This window comes from Cyanobium gracile PCC 6307, from assembly GCF_000316515.1.
GTDB lineage: Bacteria > Cyanobacteriota > Cyanobacteriia > PCC-6307 > Cyanobiaceae > Cyanobium > Cyanobium gracile.
Map to the genome: position 1 here is coordinate 726,090 of NC_019675.1, position 21,075 is coordinate 747,164.

The 21,075-nt window shown below is 71.7% G+C and carries 21 protein-coding genes and 1 pseudogene; 5 read left to right on the forward strand and 17 right to left on the reverse strand.

The annotated features are described in order from the left end of the window. Positions 1–67 precede the first annotated feature (67 nt). The 11 genes from fmt to CYAGR_RS03325 form a co-directional block, all read right to left on the reverse strand. Positions 68–1,126 (reverse strand): methionyl-tRNA formyltransferase, encoded by a 1,059-nt coding sequence (fmt, locus tag CYAGR_RS03275; protein WP_015108345.1) that lies wholly within the window; start codon positions 1,124–1,126, stop codon positions 68–70. A gap of 1 nt (position 1,127) precedes the next feature. Then, entirely contained in the window at positions 1,128–2,522 is a 1,395-nt protein-coding gene (locus CYAGR_RS03280) for a TldD/PmbA family protein (RefSeq protein ID WP_015108346.1), read from the reverse strand. 3 nt (positions 2,523–2,525) lie between these two features. After that, positions 2,526–3,884, reverse strand: a complete 1,359-nt coding sequence (locus tag CYAGR_RS03285; protein WP_051017186.1) for a TldD/PmbA family protein — start codon at positions 3,882–3,884, stop codon at positions 2,526–2,528. Positions 3,885–4,026: 142 nt separating this feature from the next. After that, positions 4,027–5,118 carry a magnesium-protoporphyrin IX monomethyl ester (oxidative) cyclase gene (gene acsF, locus CYAGR_RS03290; protein WP_015108348.1) on the reverse strand — a complete coding sequence of 364 codons (1,092 nt, stop codon included), beginning with the start codon at positions 5,116–5,118 and terminating at the stop codon, positions 4,027–4,029. Positions 5,119–5,221: 103 nt separating this feature from the next. Next, positions 5,222–5,665, reverse strand: a complete 444-nt coding sequence (locus CYAGR_RS03295; protein WP_015108349.1) for a DUF2996 domain-containing protein — start codon at positions 5,663–5,665, stop codon at positions 5,222–5,224. A 77-nt stretch (positions 5,666–5,742) separates the two neighbouring features. After that, a complete protein-coding gene (locus tag CYAGR_RS03300; RefSeq protein WP_015108350.1) occupies positions 5,743–6,276 on the reverse strand; it encodes a hypothetical protein in 534 nt (177 codons plus the stop codon). 11 nt (positions 6,277–6,287) lie between these two features. Next, positions 6,288–6,938 (reverse strand): flavin prenyltransferase UbiX, encoded by a 651-nt coding sequence (locus CYAGR_RS03305; protein ID WP_015108351.1) that lies wholly within the window; start codon positions 6,936–6,938, stop codon positions 6,288–6,290. Between the two features lie 7 nt (positions 6,939–6,945). Then, entirely contained in the window at positions 6,946–9,267 is a 2,322-nt protein-coding gene (locus CYAGR_RS03310; protein ID WP_015108352.1) for an RNB domain-containing ribonuclease, read from the reverse strand. Between the two features lie 143 nt (positions 9,268–9,410). Continuing rightward, entirely contained in the window at positions 9,411–9,752 is a 342-nt protein-coding gene (locus CYAGR_RS03315) for a TMEM165/GDT1 family protein (protein ID WP_015108353.1), read from the reverse strand. Positions 9,753–9,771: 19 nt separating this feature from the next. Next, positions 9,772–10,110: a TMEM165/GDT1 family protein gene (locus CYAGR_RS03320; RefSeq protein ID WP_015108354.1), complete on the reverse strand. Its 339-nt coding sequence runs from the start codon at positions 10,108–10,110 to the stop codon at positions 9,772–9,774. Continuing rightward, complete coding sequence (locus tag CYAGR_RS03325) at positions 10,107–10,490, reverse strand: YkgJ family cysteine cluster protein (protein WP_015108355.1); 384 nt, start codon at positions 10,488–10,490, stop codon at positions 10,107–10,109. The genes CYAGR_RS03320 and CYAGR_RS03325 overlap by 4 nt, the downstream gene beginning before the upstream one ends. Between CYAGR_RS03325 and CYAGR_RS19465 the strand changes: the two are divergent. Further along, positions 10,438–10,692, forward strand: a pseudogene (locus CYAGR_RS19465) (hypothetical protein); the annotation flags it as partial. The gene CYAGR_RS03325 and the pseudogene CYAGR_RS19465 overlap by 53 nt on opposite strands. Here the strand turns inward: CYAGR_RS19465 and CYAGR_RS03330 are convergent. Both CYAGR_RS03330 and recJ read right to left on the reverse strand, forming a co-directional pair. Further along, positions 10,591–12,024: a chloride channel protein gene (locus tag CYAGR_RS03330; RefSeq protein ID WP_015108356.1), complete on the reverse strand. Its 1,434-nt coding sequence runs from the start codon at positions 12,022–12,024 to the stop codon at positions 10,591–10,593. The pseudogene CYAGR_RS19465 and the gene CYAGR_RS03330 overlap by 102 nt on opposite strands. Beyond that, positions 12,021–13,937 carry a single-stranded-DNA-specific exonuclease RecJ gene (gene recJ, locus CYAGR_RS03335; protein WP_015108357.1) on the reverse strand — a complete coding sequence of 639 codons (1,917 nt, stop codon included), beginning with the start codon at positions 13,935–13,937 and terminating at the stop codon, positions 12,021–12,023. The genes CYAGR_RS03330 and recJ overlap by 4 nt, the downstream gene beginning before the upstream one ends. Positions 13,938–14,025: 88 nt before the next feature. On the opposite strand from recJ, the gene CYAGR_RS03340 reads away from it, so the two are divergent. From CYAGR_RS03340 to CYAGR_RS16300, 3 genes are read left to right on the forward strand one after another with little or no spacing between them, the layout of a single operon-like run. Then, entirely contained in the window at positions 14,026–14,799 is a 774-nt protein-coding gene (locus CYAGR_RS03340; RefSeq protein ID WP_015108358.1) for an HAD-IA family hydrolase, read from the forward strand. Beyond that, complete coding sequence (locus CYAGR_RS03345; RefSeq protein ID WP_015108359.1) at positions 14,796–15,143, forward strand: DUF565 domain-containing protein; 348 nt, start codon at positions 14,796–14,798, stop codon at positions 15,141–15,143. Before CYAGR_RS03340 ends, CYAGR_RS03345 begins: the two co-directional genes overlap by 4 nt. Before the next feature lie 7 nt (positions 15,144–15,150). Continuing rightward, complete coding sequence (locus CYAGR_RS16300) at positions 15,151–16,113, forward strand: phosphoribulokinase (protein WP_156818372.1); 963 nt, start codon at positions 15,151–15,153, stop codon at positions 16,111–16,113. On the opposite strand, the gene rpmF is transcribed toward CYAGR_RS16300, so the two are convergent. After that, positions 16,071–16,253 carry a 50S ribosomal protein L32 gene (gene rpmF, locus CYAGR_RS03355; protein ID WP_015108361.1) on the reverse strand — a complete coding sequence of 61 codons (183 nt, stop codon included), beginning with the start codon at positions 16,251–16,253 and terminating at the stop codon, positions 16,071–16,073. The genes CYAGR_RS16300 and rpmF overlap by 43 nt on opposite strands. 106 nt (positions 16,254–16,359) lie before the next feature. On the opposite strand from rpmF, the gene ftsH reads away from it, so the two are divergent. Beyond that, positions 16,360–18,315, forward strand: coding sequence for an ATP-dependent zinc metalloprotease FtsH (ftsH, locus tag CYAGR_RS03360; protein WP_015108362.1), 1,956 nt, complete (start codon positions 16,360–16,362; stop codon positions 18,313–18,315). Here ftsH and CYAGR_RS03365 read toward each other — a convergent pair. The 3 genes from CYAGR_RS03365 to thrC form a co-directional block, all read right to left on the reverse strand. Next, entirely contained in the window at positions 18,253–19,248 is a 996-nt protein-coding gene (locus CYAGR_RS03365; protein ID WP_015108363.1) for a cupin domain-containing protein, read from the reverse strand. The genes ftsH and CYAGR_RS03365 overlap by 63 nt on opposite strands. A 125-nt stretch (positions 19,249–19,373) precedes the next feature. Continuing rightward, positions 19,374–19,694 carry a MoaD/ThiS family protein gene (locus CYAGR_RS03370; protein WP_425386793.1) on the reverse strand — a complete coding sequence of 107 codons (321 nt, stop codon included), beginning with the start codon at positions 19,692–19,694 and terminating at the stop codon, positions 19,374–19,376. After that, positions 19,691–20,971, reverse strand: coding sequence for a threonine synthase (gene thrC, locus CYAGR_RS03375; protein ID WP_043325382.1), 1,281 nt, complete (start codon positions 20,969–20,971; stop codon positions 19,691–19,693). Before thrC ends, CYAGR_RS03370 begins: the two co-directional genes overlap by 4 nt. Between the last annotated feature and the right edge of the window lie 104 nt (positions 20,972–21,075).

The following is a 21,075-nucleotide window of genomic DNA, read 5'->3' on the forward strand; positions in this document are numbered from 1 at the left end:
TCGGCGGTCCAACACTGAGACAGCAGTAAGGGAACAAAACGTCAAGACCCCTTGCCGAATCAGTGGATCAGGGAGTATTTGCACCGATCCGATCGCCGGCCCCCAGCCCCAGCTGCTGGATCAGTGCCTGCCCCTCGCTCGGTCGCCGTCCCGCCAGCTGGGCCTGGCGCAGCAGCACAGGACAGCCACCGGTGGCCACCACCAGCCCCTCCCCTTCCTCTACCGCGAGCACGGTGCCAGGACCAGCCCCTGTCGAGCCACCCGCCGCCGTCCCGTCCTGGCCGGGGCTGCCCCAGCGCTCGGCCAGGGCAGCGGCCACCGGTGTGAGTTGGTCGGCCAGGCGGGTGACCAGCGGCTCGGTGGCCAGCAGCTTCAGCCGCTCGGCCCCCCAGGGGCAGGAGGCGTTGGGGTGGAGCCCCATCACACGACGATGGATGGCCAGGGCGGAGCTGCTCCAGTTCACCAGGGTGTCCTCCTTGGTGAGCTGGCGGGCGTGGCTCACCCCATCGGCCGCCTGGGGACGCACCCCGAGGCGGGCGAGTCGGTCTTGCTCCGGTCCGGCACCCACCGCCTCGATCAGGGGCAGGGCCTCCACCAGCAGATCCCCGGTGAGGCGCGCCAGCCGTTCCGACAGCTGGCCGGCGTTCTGCAGCAGGGGAATGGAGAGGCGCCGCTCCAGCAGCACCGGGCCAGTGTCGAGACCCTCCTCCATGGCCATGATCCCGACGCCGGTCTCGCCATCCCCCTCCAGCAGGGCCCACTGGATCGGCGCCGCCCCCCGCCAGCGGGGCAGCAGGGAGCCGTGGCCATTCCAGCAGCCCAGGGGGGGCTGGGAGAGCACCGCCGGCGGCAGGATCTGGCCGAAGGCCACCACCACCGACACCTCCGCCCCCAGGGCAGCCAGCTCCTGCTGGCAGGCCAGGTCGCGGCGGATCCGCTCGGGGGTGAACACCGGCAGACCCAGCTCCAGGGCCCGTTGCTTGACAGGGGAAGGCACCAGGGCCTTGCCCCGGCCCCGGCGCCGGTCCGGCTGGCTCACCACACCAACGATGCTGTGGCCGGCCTGCCGCAGGGCGTCGAGACTGACCACGGCGTAAGCCGGGGTGCCCCAGAACAGGATCCTCACCTCAAGCGTCGCCGGTGATCGAGAGACCCTCCACCCAGACGTGGGGGCAGAGACCGTCGGGGGTCACCTTGGCGGGACCCTCGAAGCCGACGATGGCCTTGAGCAGGGTGCGGATGTCACCGGCCACGGTGGCGGCCTCGATGGAGCGCGCTGTGCCGCCCTCCACCAGCCAGCCGTCGAAGGGGAGGGAGAAGGAGCCCTGGCTGGCCTTGACACCGGCATGGAGAGCCGAGAGGGAGTCGATCACCACCAGGCCGTCCCCACCACCGGCACCGGAGGCGAAGCGGTCGAGGCCCTGGGCGCCCCCGTCGCTGCCGGGGGTGGGGCCGATCTCGAACCAGTCCGGGCCCACCGACACCTTGGCCCCCAGGCCGGCATGGCCCGTGGGGGCGACCCCGAAGGCGCGGGCCGTGGCCTCCGAGTGGAGGAAATGGCGCAGCACCCCCCCCTCCAGCAGCGACAGGCGGCGGGTGGGGGTACCTTCCCCGTCGAAGGCGGCCGCACCGACATTGGCCGGATGCAGACCGTTGTCGTGCAGGGAGAAGAAGGGGACCGCCAGCTGCTCGCCCAGGGACTCCCGCCGGCTGAGGCTGACGCCATCGAGCACGGCGCGGGCATTGAACAGACTGCTGAAGGCGCCGATCAGGTCGAGGAAGGCCTCGGGACTGAAGACGCAGGTGTAGCGGCCGGTGCGGATCGGGGCGTAATCGAGGTGGGCGATGGTGCGCTCCGCCGCCTCCTGCACGCAGCCGGCCACATCGAGGTCCGAAGCGCCGTAGGCCAGCCGCACGGCGCCGCTGCTGCGGGGCTTGCGGCCCGTCTCCTCGGCCCGGGCATAGAGATAGAGGGAGGCGGTGGTGAGGCGCTGCTGGCGGCAGGCGCCGGCACTGTTGATGTAGAGCCGGTCGCTGCTGCGCTGGGCCAGGCCGTTGTAGGGAACCGTGCCGATGGCGGGGTGCCGTCCGAGCAGGTCGCGCTCCGCCTCCTTGAGGGTGTCGAGCAGGCTGAGGATGCTCACCGGCGGGCGGAGCGGCTGCTCCAGGACCGGCAGCGGCGCGGTGGCCAGGGGGGAGAAGTCGGGCACCTCATCGACGTTGCCGTAGGCGCTGGCATCGCGGGCCCCGGCCAAGGCCCGGGCCAGGCCGGCGTCGGAGAGGTCGGAGGTGCTGGTGATGCCCACCAGACCGTCGTCGTTCCAGACCCGCAGGGTGATGGCACTGCGCTGGGCGCCCTTCATCTGCTTGGCTTCGCCTCGGTCGACCTGGACGGAGGTGTCGGTGCTGCAGGAGGCGCCCAGGTCCCAGCGGTGGACGCCCTCCCGGTCGGCCAGTTGGTCGAGGCGCTCGCGCAGCACCTCGGCATCGAGGCTGGCGGCCGCTGATTCGGTGGTGGCCATGATTCAGCGTCCTCCCACGGTGATGGTGTCGACCTTGATGTGGGGCTGGCCCACGGTGACGAAGATGCTGCCGCTGACCGAACCGCAGAAGCCGGCGGCCAGCTCGAGATCGTTGGCGCACATCGAGATCCGGGGCATCACCTCCTTGGCGTCGCCGATCAGGGTGGCCCCCTTCACCGGCCTGGTGAGGGTGCCGTTCTCGATCAGGTAGCCCTCCTCGACGGCGAAGTTGAACTGGCCGGTGGGGCCGACGCTGCCGCCCCCCATCGACTTGCAGTAGAGCCCCTTGTCGACGGAGGCGATCAGATCCTCCGGGCTGTGGGGGCCGGCGGCGATGTAGGTGTTGCGCATGCGGCTGGCGGCGGCGAAAGCGTGGCTCTGGCGGCGGCCGCTGCCGGTGCGGGGGTGGCCGGTGCGGCGCTCCCCGGCCCGGTCGCTGAGGAAGCGCTGCAGGATGCCGTTCTCGATCAGCACGGTGCGCTGGGGTTCCATGCCCTCGTCGTCCATCGCCAGCGACCCGAAGGCGCCGGCGGTGAGACCCTCGTCGATGGCGGTGAGGGAGGGGTGGGCAATGGGCTGGCCGACCATGTCGGCGAAGGGGGTGGTGGCCCGCTCCACCTGGGTGGTCTCCAGCAGGTGGCCGCAGGCCTCGTGGAAGATCACACCACCGAAGCGGTTGGCAAGCACGACGGGGAACTGGCCGGCCTCGACGTAGTGGGCGTAGAGCATGGTGCCGGCGCTGCTGCAGACATCCACGGCAGCGGCCTCCACATCCCAGCGGCGCAGGTCGTCGGGGCTGTCGGTGGTGCCATAGCGCCTCCCCAGGCTGGCCCGGTGGTCGCCGTCGGCCGCCAGCACATTGAGGCCCACCGACTGGTGCAGCCGCACGTCGCGGGCAAAGGTGCCGTCGCTGGCGGCCACCAGCACCTCCTGCCAGTCGCGGGCGTAGCTGCCCCGGCGCACCTGCAGGTGCCGGCCATGGGCCTGGAGCCGGTCGGTGCCCTCCAGCAGACGGCTGGTGGCCTCCGCCAGGGACGGACAGGCCTGGAGCCAGCTGTCCTTGGTGGCGGCGAAGTCGCGCAGCTCGGGCAGGCCATCGAAGCCCCCGCCGGCCTGGGAGGGGAGCAGCAGCCCCAGCATGCCGAGGGCCTGCTCGAGGGCGGCCCGCAGGCCGGCGGCGCTCAGGTCATTGGTGGAGACGAAGCCGTCCCGATCCCCCAGGAACACGCGCAGGCCGGCCCCGGCGCCGAAGGCCGGGCTGACGCTGGTGATGGCATCCTGCTCGGCGAGCAGGCCGAGGTGGTCGGAGCGCTCCAGGAACACCTCCACCAGATCGGCACCGGCCGAGCAACCCGCGGCCAGGAGCGGCTCGAGGACGGAACGCCAGGCCGGATCGCCGAGGGCCGCCGGGGAGAGGGTGAGCGGGGAGGCGGCCGGTGCGCCGGTGGGAGGGGAGACGACCAAGCGGCGAAGAAAGGAACTGGGCCGATTCTGGCGGGTCGGCTCAGCGCACGGCGGGCTGGAAGCGCTCGCTGCGGATCGGAGCCATCAGGAACAGGCGGGCCATCTGGACACCGTTGCCGATCCAGTGGGGCAGCTTGCGCAGGGTCCGAACCGGAGCGGGGGCTCCGGAACGGTCGGCCTCGGCCAGGGCTGCGTTGTGCTGCACCAGCTTCTCCAGCCGCCCATAGAACTCGGGGTGATCCACGTTGAGGACCACCGGGAACACCCGGGCGGAGGTTTCGTTGGTCTTGGCGATCACGTACTTGTCGTAGGTGCGGGCATCGAGCCCGAGGGCCTCATAGAACTCTTTGCGGGCCACGTCACGCACATACATGGTGGCGAACACGGCCAGCAGGAAGAAACGGCACCAGAGGCGGGCCGTGAAGCCGCGCACCGTGTCGGGCTGGGCCTTCATCAGGGCGTCAAAGAAGTCGCCATGGCGGTTCTCGTCCTGGCACCAGTTCTCGAAGAAGTTGAAGATCGGGAAGATCTTGCTTTCGGGGTGCTGCTCCAGGTGGCGGTAGATGGCAATGTAGCGCCAGTAGCCGATCTTCTCGGAAAGGTAGGTGGCGTAGAAGATGAACTTGGGCTGGAAGTGGGTGTAGGCCTTGGTGGCCGTCAGGAAGCCCAGGTCGAGCTGGAGGCCGAAATCGGCCATCGCCTTGTTGAGGAAACCGGCGTGGCGGGCCTCGTCGCGGGCCATGTGGGCGAAGCATTCCGCCAGCAGCGGGTTGCGCTCCTTGATGCGGCGGCTCAGCTCCTTGTAAAGCAGGAAGCCGGAGAACTCGGAGGTGCAGCTCTGCTCAAGGAACTCGACGAAGACGCGGCGGGTCTCCGGATCGAGCTTGTCGGCGGCGCCTTCGAACTGGCCGTCACGAACGAAGTGGTGGCGGTTGTAGTCCTTGCGGAACTCCTCGCAGATGGCCTCCAGCTCCACTTCGTTGGGCCGCAGATCCATCGCCGCCATGGCGTCGAAATCCGTGGTGTAGAAGCGCGGGGTGAGGATCGTGTCCTTCACCGGGTCCTTGATGGCCGGGGCATCCGGGGTGCCCACCCGAGGGGCGGTGGGGGCTTGGGTGGCGGGAGGCACCATCGCGCGGGCGTTCAGAGAACTCGGCCGCCATCGTAGGCATCGATCCCCGCCTTCGGTCCGGATGTGAAGCCGCGGATGTGAAGCCGGCGGACGGGGAGGTGCCTCAGTTGGGGCCCAGCCACTTCTGGCCGTTGAGCCGCTGCACCACCCGCGACACCAGCAGCGACAGGGTCATCTTCTTTTCGTCGATCAGGAACGACTCCAGCAGGCTGGGGCTGCCGGCCCCCTCGGTGAGGGCGATGGTCTTGGCGGAGCTGATGTCGGGCCGGGTGAAGCAGAGCCAGAAGCGGCGCTCGCCCGGCAGCCGGCCCTTGACCATCCAGCAGTCCGCCCCGACCACGGGCATGGCGCCCTGCTCGAACGTCAGCTCCGGAGCCGGGCCTCCGTAGGCCTCGATCTCCTTGACCAGGGCCGGCAGCAGCAGCTCCGGCACGAAGACCTCGAAGGGTTTGTCCTCCGGGGCGGGCGGATTGGCCTTGGGGGCTGGGGTCTTCGCCTCCGGCGTGGTGGCGACAGGGTCGGGGGTGCTGCTGGGGGTCTCGGTCACCGGTGCGGTCCCTGGGCGCGGAGGTGCTGGAACTTTAGGCAGCGTCCCGGAGCCGCAGGTTGTCGCGGCGACCGGCGTCACCAATCCTCGCCATCGTCGTTGCCCCAGTCGTCGGCGGCGCTGGCCGGAGCCGGGGCCTGCTGGCGCGATGCCACCACCGGCTCGGGACGGAACGGGCGGGGGCCGGTGACCTCAGGACGGTGCAGCACCCGATAGGGCACCGAAACCGTCGGCGCCGGTTCGCCCGGGGCGCGGCTGGGACCGGCGGCGGCTGCCGATGGCGCAGCGGGGGCGGGAGGCGCGGCGGCGGAGCGCCCCTCGGATCGGTCGCCCCAGGGGGCACTCCAGGTGTCGTCCTCCAGCCGATCCGGGCGACGGACGGTGCGCCGCAGCGGCGGCCGCCCCCCCTGGCGCAGGGCGAGGGCGGTGGCGCCGGCACTGAGGGCCGCGCCGCCGCCGGTCGCCATCGCCATCCACAGGCCGATCGGCAGGGTGGGGGTCTGCCAGGTGAGCAGCCGCAGGGCCAGGGAGGGACTCGGGTTGAGGGCCGCCACCAGCAGGGTCACCAGCAGCGGCGAGAGCAGGGGCAGCAGCAGCAGGCGATGCAGCACGGTCCGGAGCGTCAGGGGGTGGAGACTTCGTCCGGGGCGGGACGGCCCACGGGCCCCTGCCAGCGCTGCAGGGAGCCGAGCTGGAGGCCGAGGGTGTCGAAGACGCGAATCACCAGGAAATCCACCATCTCACCGATCGTGGTGGGCTGGTGGTACCACGCCGGAACCGGGGGGGCGATGCGCGCCCCGGCCTCGGCCAGGCGGGTGAGGTTGCGCAGGTGGACCAGGTTCCAGGGCAGCTCCCGCGGCGCGATCACCAGGGGCCGTCCCTCCTTGAGGTGGACATCGGCGGCCCGTTCGATCAGATCCAGGGCCACGCCGGAGGCGATCCGGCCGACGGTGCCCATGCTGGCCGGCAGGATGACCATGCCGCGGGTGAGGTGGCTGCCGCTGGCGATGGCGGCGGCCTGGTCGTTCCAGCGGTGGCAGTGGAGCCGGCCGGAGCTGCAGCCGGTGCGTTCCCGCCAGAAGCGTTCCTGGGCGTCGGGCTCCGACGGCACCCGCAGGCCCATCTCCGCCTGCCAGACGCCGATCGCCCCCCGGCTGGTGACCATCTCGACCGGCAGGTCGTCCTCGAGCAGCAGCTGCAGGGCCCGCTCGGCCAGGGGCTGGGCGGAGGCACCGGACACCGCCAGCACCACGGGAAGCGAGGACGGCGCCATCGGCGGCTCAGCCCTCGTCCGCCGAGGGGCCAGCCGCGTCGCCCGCGGCCCCGTCGCCCGCAGCCTCGGGGCCGTCATCGCCGGCGCCCTCGTCCACCCGCTCGAAGTCCTCGGGCTGAAGCACCGCCAGGTCGATCTGGTGGCGCAGGGCGTCCACCTTCTGGATCTCCACATCGACCCCGTCGCCGACCATGTAGGTGCGACGGAACTTGCGGCCCACCAGGCGGTTCTGGCGGGAGCGGTACTCGTACCAGTCGTCCTTGAGGGAGCTGACGTGCACCAGGCCCTCCACCTGGGAGGGGGGCACCTCGACGAAGAAGCCGTAGCTCTGCACGCCGCTGATCACCCCGGGCAGGGTCTGGCCGACGAGGGGCTCGGTGTGGCGGGCCTGGGCCAGGGCCAGCCCATCGGCCTGCAGCTCCTGCAGGAAGCGGCAACGGCCGTTGAGGCGCTGGGCCAGGCCCTGCTCCAGGCCCTGCTGGTACGGGGCCAGCTGGCCGGGGGTCAGCAGGGGCCAGTCGGTGCTGCCGTGGCAGGCGTCGCTGGCCAGGTCGGTGCTGATCTTGTGGCGCACGCTCGGCCGGTCCTTGCCGTCCACCAGCAGGCTGACCAGCAACTGCTGGTTCCAGAGATCGGCGTAGTGGAGGGTCGGGCAGCACCAGGGGGCCACGGCGGTCTCCTCACCGGCCACCGCATGGGGACCGGCCTCGGCCGCCAGCTGCACCGGCCGCAGCGCATCGCGCAGCTGCTGCTGCAGGGGCCGGCCCCGGTCGGTGGCGGCGAAGACGGCGGCGAGTTCGGCGGCGCTGGCGTTGCCGTCGGCACTGAGCTCCATGGGGATGTCGAGGGCCAGGGCCGCCTTGGCGACGTCGTTGATGTCGGTGGCCTCCGCCGCCGGATTGAGGGCGAACAGGGCGGGCAGTTCCAGGGCCAGCAGGTGGCGTCCCAGGGCCCGGTGGGCCACCAGCACCGCCTCCCGCAGGATCGCCACCGGATCCTCGGTCGGCAGCTCCACCAGCCAGCCCTGCAGGGCCGCATCCGGGGCAGGCACCCGCAGGTCGCCGAGGCTGTCGAGGGCGGGCATGGGCAGGTCGAGATCGATCGAGCCGGCCGCGAGTCGTCGCTGACGCAGCAGGCCGCTCAGCTGGACCAGCTGCTCCAGCAGGGGCAGGTGATCCTTGAGGGCTTTGAGGGCGGCGGGGACGGTGCGGGCCTTGGGCTTGCGCTCGGCCAGGGCCTGCATCGCGACCCGGTCCACCCGGGCGTCGGGGGTGATCTGACTCAGGCTGAAGCGGAAGTGCTCAAGGGTGCCCTCGGCGTCCAGCTCCAGGGCCACCGACACCGCCGCCTGGCTCTCGCCGGGGCGGAAACCACATGCCTTGGCGAGGGCCGCAGGCAGCAGGGGCAGCCAGCGGCGACCCAGGCAGATCGCCTCGCCCTGCTCCCGCAGCCAGATGTCGAGGCTGTTGCCCATGCCGATGCGCTCGGCCACGGCGGGGCTGTGCACCCACAGCCGCCAGCCCCCCTCCCGCTCCTCCAGGGAGACGGCGGGGAGCGCGGGGGCCTCGCCGCCCTCCCAGGCCTCCAGGATCAGGGTGGGCAGGGCCGTCAGGTCGGCCCGGCCCTTGGCGACGGGCTGCTTCAGGGTGGTGCGGGGGCAGGCCGGCCGCTCCTGCAGGCGGTGCTTGGCCAGCAGCAGCTCGGTGTCGGCCGCTTCACCGCCGTGCACCGGCAGGCTGCGGGCGACGTGGCCGGCCGGACCGAACTGGGCCACCGGGAAGCGGTCGATCTTCACCTCGACCACCGCCTCCTCGGCGGGGTCGAGATGGACCGCGTCCTCCTCAGGCAGGGCGACCGAGGTGAGCAGCCGGTCGTCGAGGGGGACGGCGACGAGCTGGCCGTCCTGCCGCTCGACCTGGGCCAGCAGGCTGGGGGTCTGGCGCTCAAGGATGCACTGCACACCCCCTTCCGGCGAGCGGCGACGCCCGCCCTCGCGGGTGATCTTGACCAGCACCCGATCGCCGTTCCAGGCGTGGTTGAGCTGGTGGTCACGGATGTAGATGTCCTCGCCGCCGTCCTCCCGCAGGGCGAAGCAGAAGCCCTTGCTCGAGCAGCGCAGCCGGGCCGGGATCAGCTCAGGGGTCTCACGGGCGCGGACCCCTTCCCCGTCCTCCTCCACCAGGCCGAGCCGCAGGAGGGCATCCAGACCGATGCGCAACTGCTGCTTGCAGGTCTTGGTGGTCAGGCCCAGCGACCTCTCCAGCTTGGCCAGGGCCACCGCATCGGTCGTGGAGAGGTGGTCGAGCAGATCGGCGACCGTGAACTTCATCGGGTGGGACATACGCGGAGGATGGCACTGCCGGAGCAGTGCGGTGACCAGGGTGGTCCGGAGCGCCAGGGGGGTCGTCGGCCTCCATGGACGGGGGATGGCCCGGCAGCGCCCGCCGTCACGGCGAACGTCACCCGGGGACTCTAAGGAGCGGGGGGCTGTGGGTTCTCTCCAGGACCATCGGCTGCCGCGGCGGCAGCCTCGCCGCCCTCGGCGCCGGAGCGCAGGATCAGGCGGGTGCCGATGATCAGGAAGCCGGCGGAGGCCGCCAGCTGCAGCCCATCGGTGGGGACCACGCTGGAGAGGGAGCCCCCCGCCGCCGCCCCCACCAGGCTGGCCAGGACCAGGGCGAAGGCGCTGCCGGCGAACACCGCCCCGGGCCGGTTGGAGGTGCCGCTGATGCTGACGATGGCCAGCTGGGTCTTGTCGCCGAGCTCCGCCAGGAAGACGGTGGCGAAGGTGGAGGCGAGCAGGGCGAAGGGCATGGCGCGGCGGGTGACGGACTCAGGAATTGAGGAGGTGGAGGGGCGCCAGGTGCAGCACCGCCTGGCGGCCCAGCCACAGGCCCAGTGCGACCATGAGGATCCCCGCCGCCCGCTCCAGCTGGTGGGGGGGCATGACGGTGGACAGCCAGCGCCCCAGCAGCACCCCCACGAGGCTGGAGCAGATCAGGGCGAGCGAGGCGCCCACGAAGACAACGACCGGCCGGCCCGACTGGGCCGACAGCAGCAGGGCGGCCAGCTGGGTCTTGTCGCCCAGTTCGGCCAGGAAGACGGTGGTGGCGGTGCTCAGGAACACCGTGATCCAGCTGGAGGGGGCCGGGGATTCGGGGGCGCTGCTCATGAGGGTTGGCGGATCGTCCGCAGGAAACGGCGCATCACCGGGTGGCGTCCGCCCAGCTCGGCGCGGATCTGCTGCCGGCAGGAGGCGATGGCCAGGGCATCGGGGTCATCGCCGGGCTGGCCGAACAGCGCGACGAGCTGATCCACCCGGCAGAAGTCGGGCCGTTCCGCATAGATGCGGCAGCGGCGGGAGCCGGTGTCGAAATGGCGGCACCAGCCGTCCTCCCCCACCATCGAGAAATAGAGCGCCTGCTGGTCGGAATCGAGGGCCTCGATCGCGTCGCCCCGCAGGGCCGGGTCGAGGCGGCAGCAGGAACCGCAGCCGCTGATGCACTGCCAGTGCTCGGGTCGGGGCACGGGGTCGCCACGAGGTCGTTCCATTCACTCACACCCGACGCCGTCGGCCCAGCTCGCACCCGGCGCCAGCCATGACAACCGATCACGGCCGCCCCCGCGGGGCCCGAAGCGGCCGCCGGGCGACCTACACTCTGTGCCGATTGTCCCCCTCGCCGGCAGCCGCACCATGGGTATCGACTTCCATCTCATCTCGAACTTCGGCGCCCTGGCCCTGATCACCCTGGCCGGCCCGGCCGTGATCTTCATCCTCTACTACCGCCGCGGCGCCCTCTGAGCCTTCCGGCACCAGGAGGTCGGCCAGGGCGTGGTACACAGGCCTGCGCTGGATCGCCTGGCCCGTGTAGGCCGCGATCACGGCCGAGGCCACCAGGCCCGGCATGAGCTGCTGGTCGCCCGCCATGCGGATGGCGAAGGCGATCGTCATCACCGGCAGCTGGGTGGCTCCCGCCAGCCCCGCCGCCATGCCCAGGGCCAGGCCCAAGTGGGGATCCCCCGCCACCGCCCGCACCAGCCCTGATCCGAACACACCCCCGATGGCGAAGGCCGGGTCGATCAGGCCGCCGGGAATGCCTGCCGAGAGCGCCAGCACCGGCCCGATCAGGCGGGAGACCAGCAGGACGAGCCAGCTGGCGTTGATGGCGGTGTCCGCGTCCTGATCAAGGATCAGGCGCATCAGCGTCTCGCCGTCGCCACCGCTGGCACCGCCCGTGGCCAGGGTCATCAGAGCCAGGGCCATCCCGAGCGCCAGGCCGAGGCGCAGGGGCTGGCGGCGGGCGATCGGGGTGATCAGGCCCGTGGCCCGCACCAGCAGCCAGGCGAAGGCACCGCCGAGGGCCCCTGCTCCCAGGCCGATCGGGATCGCCCAGAGCAGCTGGGCGACCTCGCCCACCGGGGTGGGGTTGATCCCAAGGGCGAACATCGGCTGGCCGCCGAGGCCGCTCACCAGGGCCGCCGCGCTGGTCAGCACCAGAGCCGGCCACACCAGCCGCTGCTGGAAGCTGCCGGTCAGTTCCTCGACCACGAAGACCATCCCCATCAGGGGGGTGTTGAAGCCGCCGGCCAGACCGGCCCCCGCCGCTCCGGCCAGCAGGTGGCCCCGGCTGGCCCGGTGCAGCACGCCGGGCCAGCGCCGCAGCAGGGCCTGGCCCACGGCCGCGCCCACCTCCACCACTGGCCCTTCGCGGCCCAGGGGCAGCAGGGCCAGGCTGGCCACGGTCCAGAGGCCCAGCCGTTCCCCGGTCGGGGCGGCGGAGAGCAGCTGGGCGCCCCGGTGGGGATCCTCCAGGCAGAGCATCACCTGGGGAATGCCCGAGCCGGCCCCGCGGCGCCAGGGTCCCCGCTGGAACCAGAGCAGCAGCGGCACCAGCAGGATCGGGGCGAGGGCCAGCAGCCAGCCGGTCGCACTCCAGCCGGCGCCGCTGAAGGCCGGCAGGGTGGAGAGCAGGCGATCCTGGAGCAGGTCGATGCGGTTGAGCGGCCAGCAGGCCAGCCCCACCACCGCCCCCAGCAGCGCCAGCAGCAGCAGGGACCGCACGGGGCCCAGCGGGGACCGGCTCATCCTTCGACCATCCCCAGGGCCATGGCCGCCTCCCGCATCAGCCCCTGAACGTAGGGGTGGGGGGGATCCACCAGAGCGGCAGGGTCGGCGCCGTCGGCCGGGAAGGCGGAGCGCAGCTCCTCGCCGGCGGCGTTGCGGATCACCAGGCTGTCCCCCTGGCGGCGGCACCAGTAGGTGCGGTTGCGACGCTGCAGCACCACGGTGTCACCGCCGCTGCAGCGGATCGCCTCCAGCTCCAGCTGGAACCGCTCCACCCCCTGCCAGTCATCGCGGCGCAGGCGGTAAGCCACATCCACCGGTCCCTGCCACTGCTCAGGCCCCTGCCAGCGCCAGCCGATCGCCCGCAGCCGCGCCTCCCCCTGGGCCAGCTGCAGCTGAAGGTGGCCGCCGCGCAGCAACTTCTGCTCCACCACCTGACAGCGGCTGCTCCAGAACAGGGGCGTGGGATGGCCGATGCCGAAGGGGGCCAGGCGCTGGAGCTGGCGCCAGAACTCCCGGTCGATGCGGTCCAATCGCAGCAGGGCCTCGGGCTCCACCGTGCGGCCATCGCCCGCCGCCTCAAGCCAGCGGCCGGCCAGGGCATCGAGCCGTTCCTGCAGGGCCGCGACGTTCTCGGCCCGCACCGTGAAACCGCCGGCGGCGGGATGGCCGCCGTGGCGCTCCAGCAGCTCGGCGCAGGCCGTCAGGGCCGCATCGACGGCAAAGCCCTTCGGGGCCCGCACCGACGCCCGCAGCCGGCCTCCCCCTTCGCCGGCGAGCAGGGCCACCGGACGGCCGAAGCGCTCCACCAGCCGGGAGGCGACGATGCCGATGACGCCGTGGTGCCAGTGGCCCTGGGCCAGCAGCAGGAAGGCGGGCCGTCGTGGACCGTCGGCCTCCAGCAGGGCCAGGGCCTCCGCCTCGATCGCGCTGCAGAGTTCGCGTCGCTGGCGATTGAGGGCTTCGCAGGAGCGGGCCAGCTCCAGGGCCCGCTCGGGATCCTCGGTCGTCAGCAGGTCCACCACCAGCTGGGGGTCCCCCAGTCGGCCGACGGCGTTGATGCGCGGGGCCAGCTGGAAGCCCACCGCCTCCGCATCGACCCGGTGCTTCTCCAGACCCGCCAGCTGCTGCAGGGCCTGCAGTCCGGGCAGGGGGCTGCGGCCCAGCAGGGGCAGGCCATCGAGCAGCCAGCGGCGGTTCACCCCCTCCAGGGGGGCCATGTCGGCGATGGTGCCGATGCAGAACAGGTTGAGGGCGATCTCCAGCCCGTGGCGGTGCCGCAGCCGCCGGCAGAGGGCGGTGGCCAGCACGTGGGCCAGCCCCACCCCCGCCAGACCCCGGTAGGGGGAGCCCTCCGGGGTGACGGCCGGGTGCAGCAGGGCCAGGTGCGGCGGCAGCTGGGGGGGCAGGGTGTGGTGGTCGGTGAGGATCACCTCCACCTCCAGGGCGGCGGCGCGCTCCAGGGCCTCGATGGCGGCCACGCCGTTGTCCACCGTGATCAGCAGCCGCACCCCCTCGGCCGCCAGCCGCTCCACCATGGCGGCGTTGAGGCCGTAGCCGTCGTCCATGCGGCTGGGGATGGCCGCCTGCGGGAGGGCGCCGAGCCGCTGGAGAACCCCCACCAGCAGGGCGGTGCTGGTCATGCCATCGGCGTCGTAGTCGCCGCAGATCGCCACCGCCTCAGCCCTCTGGCAGCCGCGCACCAGCCGCTCGACCGCCACCGCCAGGCCGGGGAAATGGGCCTCCGGGTCGGGGGCCGCCTCGGGATCGAGCAGGCGGCGGACCGCCTCCGTCGTCAGCAGGCCGCGACGCCTCAGCAGGGCCAGCAGCTCAGCGGGAAGGTCCGTGTCCACAGTCCCGGCCGCTTCGGCGGGGCCGTCGCCACCGAAGGGGGAGGGCAGCAGCCAGCGTCGCTCGTCGGCGGCAGGGAGCAACGAGGGGCAGGCAAGGCTTCCGCATTGTGGAAGGCGGGGCTGCGGGGCGCACCCCGTAGCCTTGTTCCGGACACAAGCACGGCGCCCCATGGCCCCGGCCCTGTCGGCCCTGCTCTGGGACGTGGACGGCACCCTGGCCGAGACGGAGTTCGAGGGCCACCGGGTGGCTTTCAACCGTAGTTTCGAGGCGGCCGGACTGCCATGGCGCTGGGACCGGCCCACCTACGGGCGGCTGCTGGCGGTGGGCGGCGGCCACGAGCGGATCACCGCCTTCCTGGAGCAGGTGGAGGGCCGCACGCCTGAGCGGGGGAGGGTGGAGGAGCTGCAGCGGCGCAAGCAGGCCTTCTACGCCGCACTGGTGCGGGAGGGCGGCCTGGCCCTGCGGCCCGGGGTGGCCCGGCTGGTGGAGGAGGCGGCGGCGGCGGGCCTGCGGCAGGCGATCGTCACCACCAGCGGCCGCAGCGCGGTGCAGGCCCTGCTGGAGGGCGCCCCGTCGGCGCTGGGCCGGGCCTTCGCGTTCTGGGTCTGCGGCGATGACGTGGCCCGCAAGAAGCCGGATCCGGAGGCCTACCGGCTGGCGCTGCGGCAGCTGGGCGTGATGGAGGGCACGAAGGTGGGCGGCGTCCTGGTGCTGGAGGACTCCCCGGCCGGGCTGGCGGCGGCCACCGGCGCCGGGCTGCCCTGCCTGGTCTGCCTGAGCACGGCAACGCGGGAGGAGCCGGCCAGCCGCTTCAGCGCCGCCCGGGCCGTCATCGAGAGCCTCGAGGTCCCCGGGGGCATGGTCAGCTTGCGCCGGGGCCCACCTTGCCCCGGAAGCCAGGTGACGCTGTCGTGGCTGGAGCGCCTGCTGGACACGCCATGACCCGCCTCCCCGTGCAGCGCACCCGTTTCCAGGGGCTGGTGAGCCGGCTGGGGAACCGGGTGGCTGGCGTGGCGAGGCGCAGCTGGCGGGCCGGCAGCCTGGCCGCCCTGGCGCTGCTGCTGGGTTTCTTCGCTGGCCAGAACCTCACCAGCCTGCTGCTGTTCACCACCCCGGGGGGCCGCCCGGCGGTGGTGCTCGGCCTGCTGCTCACCTTTGAGACCCTGGTGCGGCTGCGGACCCGCCTGGTGGGCGCCGAACCTTCCCTGGCCTGGGTGCTGGTGGACAACCTGCGCATCGGCGCCACCTACGCCATCGTGCTCGAGGCCTTCAAGGTGGGGACCTGAGCGGGTGGTGCCACCAGAGCCCACGCTGCCCTCAGAGCCTGCCCCGGACGCCTGGGACAGGCGGCTGGCGCAGGCGGAGGATCTGGGCCCGGTGCACCCCAGCCTGCTGCGGCTCCTGGCCCTGCCGATGCTGCGGCGGCTGGAGGACAGCCTGCGCGGCGGAGCGGCCAGCCGCCGTCCCCTGCTGGCCCTGAACGGGCCGGTGGGAGCCGGCAAGACCAGCCTCGGCCGGGCCCTGGAACGGCTCGCGGTCCTCGGTGGCCTGCGGCTGGCGGTGGTTTCGATTGACGACCTCTACCTGCCGGCCCCCGAACGGCGCGCGCTGCTGGCGGGCAACCCCTTCGGAGTGAGCCGGGTCCCGCCCGGCAGCCACGACCTGCCCCTGCTGATGGGGGCTTTGGCCAGCTGGCGGGCCGGGGGGACCCTGCGGCTGCCCCGGTTCGACAAGACCCTGGCCGGCGGGGACGGCGAGCGGAACGGCTGGCGGGAGGAGCCCGCCGAAGCGCTGGTGATCGAAGGCTGGCTGATGGGCTGCCGGGCCCTCGGCTCCCAGGCCCTGGAGGAGCGGCTGCGCAGCGATACGGGGCTGGAGGCGCTGAGCAAGCCCGAGCGCCGCTGGCTGCCCCGGTGGGACGAACACCTGGAGGCCTACGACGGGCTCTGGAGCGCCTGTGATGGTCTCTGGCTGCTGCGTCCGAACACCTGGAGGCTTCCCCGCCGCTGGCGTTTCCAGGCGGAAGCCCGCCAGCGGCGGGCCGGTGGCGGATGGCTCAACGGCCGACAGCTTGAAGCTCTCGTGCGGGCCACCCTCCATTCCCTGCCGCCGGCTCTCTACCAGGACCCCCTGCTGGGGCGCACCGGCTCAGGGATTCCGTTGGAGGGTGGGGCGCTCCTGGACGGACGCCGGCGTGCCCACCCCCTGGGGGTTCAGCTGTCCTCGCCGGCTTCGGCGTCTTCGGCGATCGGGTAGACGAAGCCCTGCGCGCGTCCGCTCAGGACAGCCTTGCCCAGCGACATGGCCTTCTGGGCCGCCACACCGGCCTTCGCCTTCCAGTGGGCGTGGCGCTGGTTGCGCTTGCCCTTGGAGGTTTTCTTCTTGGGAACGGCCATCCCTTTAACTCACTGCCAAACGACGATCCTGCTTCGCCGACTCGCCTTTCGTCAAATCGCTACAGTCGACTTCCGCAAAGCAACTCCTGAAAAGGACGCCAGGCCTGTGAGCAGCAGTTCTCCTCCGGAGCCGGCCACGACCTCCGCCGCCCAGGCCAAGCCCGGTGCCGAGTCCGGCGCGTCACCCGCCCCTGCGGCTCCTGCCACCCCTGCGCCCTCCAAGCCGGCCCCGCCGGTGAGTCCGGGGTTCAGCCTCGGGGGCCAGGGGGCCGCGGCTCCCTCCTACAGCCAGCTGCTGCGGGACATCGAAGCCGGAAAGATCAAGAGCCTGGAGCTCGCTCCTGCCCAGCGGGTGGTCACCGCCACCTTCCAGGACGGCCGCAGCCGCCAGGTGGCGGTGTTCAGCGACAATCAGCAGCTGCTGCGCACCGCTGAGCAGGCCCGGGTTCCGTTGACGGTGCGGGACGAGCGGCGCGACGACGCCATGGCCGGCCTGGTCACCAACGGCCTGCTGGTGGCCCTGCTGATCGCCGGCCTGGTGCTGCTGGTGCGCCGCTCCGCCCAGGTGGCCAACAAGGCGATGGGCTTCGGCCGCAGCCAGCCCCGCCTGCAGGAGGAAGGGGCGATCACGGTGCGCTTCGAGGACGTGGCCGGCATCGCCGAGGCCAAGGAGGAGCTCCAGGAGGTGGTGACCTTCCTCAAGACCCCCGAACGGTTCACCTCCATCGGCGCCCGCATTCCCAAGGGGGTGCTGCTGGTCGGCCCCCCCGGCACCGGCAAGACGCTGCTGGCCCGCGCCATCGCCGGTGAAGCCGGGGTGCCCTTCTTCTCGATGGCCGCCACCGAGTTCGTCGAGATGTTCGTCGGCGTGGGGGCCAGCCGGGTGCGGGACCTGTTCCGCCAGGCGAAGGCCAAAGCGCCCTGCATCATCTTCATCGACGAGATCGATGCGGTGGGCCGCCAGCGGGGGGCCGGCATCGGCGGTGGCAACGACGAGCGGGAGCAGACCCTCAACCAGCTGCTCACCGAGATGGATGGCTTCGAGGACAACTCCGGCGTGATCCTGCTGGCCGCCACCAACCGTCTCGACGTGCTCGACACGGCCCTGCTGCGGCCTGGCCGCTTTGATCGCCGCATCAGCGTCGACCTACCGGACCGCGCCGGCCGGGAGGAGATCCTCTCGGTTCACGCCCGCACCAGACCCCTGGCCGAGGAGGTGTCCCTGGCCGACTGGGCCCGCCGCACTCCCGGCTTCTCCGGTGCCGACCTGGCCAACCTGCTCAACGAGGCGGCCATCCTGACGGCCCGTCGCCAGAAGAGCCAGGTGGACGACCAGGCCATCGGCGATGCCCTTGAGCGGATCACCATGGGGCTGGCGGCCGCCCCGCTGCAGGACAGCGCCAAGAAGCGGCTGATCGCGTACCACGAGATCGGCCACGCCCTGCTGACCACACTCCTGCCCCACGCCGACCGGCTCGACAAGGTGACCCTGCTGCCCCGGGCCGGCGGGGTGGGGGGCTTCGCCCGCACCATGCCCGATGAGGACATCCTCGATTCCGGGCTGATCAGCAAGGCCTACCTGCGGGCGCGGCTGGTGGTGGCCCTCGGCGGCCGGGCCGCCGAACTGGTGGTGTTCGGCCCCAGCGAGGTGACCCAGGGGGCCAGCAGCGATCTGCAGCTGGTGCGGCGCATCTGCCGCGACATGGTGCTGCGCTACGGCTTCTCCAGCCTGGGCCCCCTGGCCCTGGAGGAGGAGGGGGAGGAGGTGTTCCTCGGCCGTGACTGGATCCGCTCAGCCCCCCACACCTCCGTGCGCACCGGCAACCGCATCGACGAACAGGTGCGCCAGCTGGCCTTCGAAGCCCTGGAGAAGGCCGTGGCGGTGCTCACCCCCCGACGCGAACTGATCGATGAGCTGGTCAACAGGCTGATCGAGCTGGAGACCATCGACGGTGACAGCTTCCGCGCCTTGGTGGAGGCCCATGAGGGCAAGGGCGGTTCAGCCCTCGCCGGCCAGACCGGAGGCAAAGCGGATGTCGAGGCTGCGCAGGTAGGTGTGTAGGCCGGCGTCCTGAATCGGCAGCAGCCGAGCGGGATGGCCGCTTTCATTGACATGGGAATGCCAGTGGCCCGGCGGCGTCACGAAGGCGGCGCCCGGCTCCCATTCCATGCGCAGGGGGTTGCGGATCGTGCCGTCGGGATTGAGGTCGGGACCGGAGAGGGTGGCGCAGCCCGGCTGGCAGTCGATCACCAGGTCCAGGGCCACCGACTGGTGCCGATGGGGGGGCTGAACCGCGCCGGCCGGCACCAGTCCGTACATGGCCCAGAGGGTGTGGGTCACGGTGCGGCTCGCCGGCAGGGCCGTGTTGGCCATCAGCAGGCTGAGGCGATTGCTGCGGGCGCTGCTGGGATCCGCCGCCAGCGCCGCCAGCTCCTCATCCAGCCAGGCGGCCGGGTAGTGGCTGGGGGCGAAACGGGCGGATTCGGCCCGAACCCCGAGGAAAGTGAGCAGGGGGGCGTCGTGGATCCAGTACAGAACGCTCTCTTCGGAGGCGTCCAGCCGGGGCTCCAGCCCCGCCGGGAGCACGAACAGATCCCCGCGGGCCCAGGCCAGATCCAGGGGTTCTTCCCCGGCAGCGGAGGGGCAGAGGCAGCGGCCGGATCCCCGATACACATAGAAGAGGGAGCTGGTGGCGTTGGCGGCCACCCCGATGGATTCACCGCCCAGGATGCGCACGAAGTTGGCACTGAGAGCCGGGCTTGTGGCGGGGTGGGGACAGCCGAGACGAGCGCTGAGGTCGAGGGGAAGCACCGCCGTCGGGCCCGTGGCGTGGAGCTCGGGGCCCCAGCGACCCTCCGGAATCGGCTCGGTGAGACCAGGACGGATGGGATTGGCAGCCTGGCGGTAATCGAACAGGAGGGTGTCGGAGTGCCAGTCGTGGCGGCCGGCGATGGCGGCGGGGCTGGGGGGCCTGGACGCTTGGATCTGCCCCATGGGTTCAGGTTGCAATCGTTGACAGATCTTATGGATTTCTTTCCGTCGCCGGCACCATTCCCGGGGCGATCCCCGGCACGGATTGGCCACAGCGCTGCTGCCCTCACACCGGGGGGGGGGGGCGATCAGCCGCCGGCCACCGCCGGCACGATGCTGACCTCATCGCCGTCGCTGAGGACCGTGGCCTGGTTGTCGAGGAAGCGGATGTCCTCACTGTTCACATACAGGTTGAGGAAGCGGCGCAGTTTGCCGTTCTCATCGCACAGGCGGGCCTGGATGCCGGGGTAGCGGCCTTCGAGGGCCTGGAGCAGGCCGTCGATGCTGGTGGCCTCCAGGCTGACGCTGGCCTCGTCGTTGGTGAACTTCTGCAGGGGGGTGGGGATCAGAACCTGGATGGCCATGGAAGCGGTCGAAGGGGCAGGGACGGGGGTGACGGGGGCGATCAGGCCCGGGGGGCGGCGCCGCCGTGGCAGGCCTGGGAGCGCTCCCAGGCTTCGTGGAAGCTGGCCAGCTGGGGCTCGATGGTGTAGGGAGCGCCGATGGAGGAGGCGATGGCCTCGGTGGTCTTGAGGCCGTTACCGGTGATGTAGGCGACCGTGGTTTCCGAGGGGTCGATCTTCCCCTGCTCCACCAGCTTCTTGAGCACGGCGATGGTGGTGCCCCCGGCGGTTTCGGTGAACACCCCCTCCATCTCGGCCAGCAGCTTGATGCCGTCGATGATCTCCTCATCGGTGACGGCGGCGATGCTGCCGCCGGTGCGGTTGGCGATGTCGATGGCATAGGGGCCATCGGCCGGATTGCCGATGGCGATCGACTTGGCGATCGTGTTCGGCTTCACCGGCGTGATGAAGTCGCGGCCGGCGGCGAAGGCCTGGGCGATGGGGGAGCAGCCTTCCGCCTGGGCGCCACTGAAGCGCACTGGCTTCTCATCGACGAGACCCACCTTGATGAATTCGTCGAAGCCCTTGCGGATTTTGGTGAACAGGGAGCCGGAGGCCAGGGGGGCGACGATGTGGTCGGGAAGCTGCCAGCCCAGCTGCTCGATCACCTCGTAGCCAAGGGTCTTGGAGCCCTCGGAGTAATAGGGGCGCAGATTGATGTTGACGAAGCCCCAGCCGTAGGTGTTGGCCACCTCCGAGCAGAGCCGGTTGACCTGGTCGTAGTTGCCCTTCACCGCCATCAAGGTGGGGTTGTAGACGAGGGTGCCGAGCACCTTGCCCAGCTCGAGATCACTGGGGATGAAGACGCAGCACTCCAGGCCGGCATGGGCGGCGATGGCGGCGGTGGAGTTGGCCAGGTTGCCGGTGGAGGCGCAGCTGACCGTGGTGAAGCCCAGTTCCCGGGCCCGGGTGAGGGCCACCGAGACGACGCGGTCCTTGAAGGACAGCGTCGGCATGTTGACGCCGTCGTTCTTGATGTAGAGGGAGGAGAGGCCGAGGCGCCTGGCGAGGCGATCCGCCTTCAGCAGGGGGGTGAAGCCGGTGCCGACGTCGATCGGGTCGCCCTCGATGGGCAGGAATTCCCGGTAGCGCCAGATGGAGGTGGGGCCGGCCTCGATCGTGGCGCGGCTGACGCGGCTGCGGATGGCGTCGTAGTCGTAGACCACCTCAAGGGGGCCGAAGCAGACGTCCTCGCAGACGTGGCGGGCGCCGGCTTCGTAGGGATGACCGCATTCCTTGCAGCGCAGGCCCGTGAAGGTGGAGCGGGAAAGGGTGGCGGTCAAGGGAATCCCGATCACTGGGGGACACGCTAACAGCGGTGTCCGGAGGCCGCCAATAAAGCCGACCTCCGGCATCGGATATTGACAGCTTGTCGCCCGCAGGGTTC

Bases quoted from the DNA above. Each gene is read 5' to 3' on its own strand.
- CYAGR_RS03280 (WP_015108346.1), bottom strand. From the start codon at position 2,522: ATGGCCACCACCGAATCAGCGGCCGCCAGCCTCGATGCCGAGGTGCTG.
- acsF (WP_015108348.1), bottom strand. From the start codon at position 5,118: ATGGTGCCTCCCGCCACCCAAGCCCCCACCGCCCCTCGGGTGGGCACC.
- CYAGR_RS03305 (WP_015108351.1), bottom strand. From the start codon at position 6,938: ATGGCGCCGTCCTCGCTTCCCGTGGTGCTGGCGGTGTCCGGTGCCTCC.
- CYAGR_RS03310 (WP_015108352.1), bottom strand. From the start codon at position 9,267: ATGAAGTTCACGGTCGCCGATCTGCTCGACCACCTCTCCACGACCGAT.
- CYAGR_RS03315 (WP_015108353.1), bottom strand. From the start codon at position 9,752: ATGCCCTTCGCCCTGCTCGCCTCCACCTTCGCCACCGTCTTCCTGGCG.
- CYAGR_RS03320 (WP_015108354.1), bottom strand. From the start codon at position 10,110: ATGAGCAGCGCCCCCGAATCCCCGGCCCCCTCCAGCTGGATCACGGTG.
- CYAGR_RS03325 (WP_015108355.1), bottom strand. From the start codon at position 10,490: ATGGAACGACCTCGTGGCGACCCCGTGCCCCGACCCGAGCACTGGCAG.
- CYAGR_RS03330 (WP_015108356.1), bottom strand. From the start codon at position 12,024: ATGAGCCGGTCCCCGCTGGGCCCCGTGCGGTCCCTGCTGCTGCTGGCG.
- CYAGR_RS03340 (WP_015108358.1), top strand. From the start codon at position 14,026: ATGGCCCCGGCCCTGTCGGCCCTGCTCTGGGACGTGGACGGCACCCTG.
- CYAGR_RS03345 (WP_015108359.1), top strand. From the start codon at position 14,796: ATGACCCGCCTCCCCGTGCAGCGCACCCGTTTCCAGGGGCTGGTGAGC.
- rpmF (WP_015108361.1), bottom strand. From the start codon at position 16,253: ATGGCCGTTCCCAAGAAGAAAACCTCCAAGGGCAAGCGCAACCAGCGC.
- CYAGR_RS03365 (WP_015108363.1), bottom strand. From the start codon at position 19,248: ATGGGGCAGATCCAAGCGTCCAGGCCCCCCAGCCCCGCCGCCATCGCC.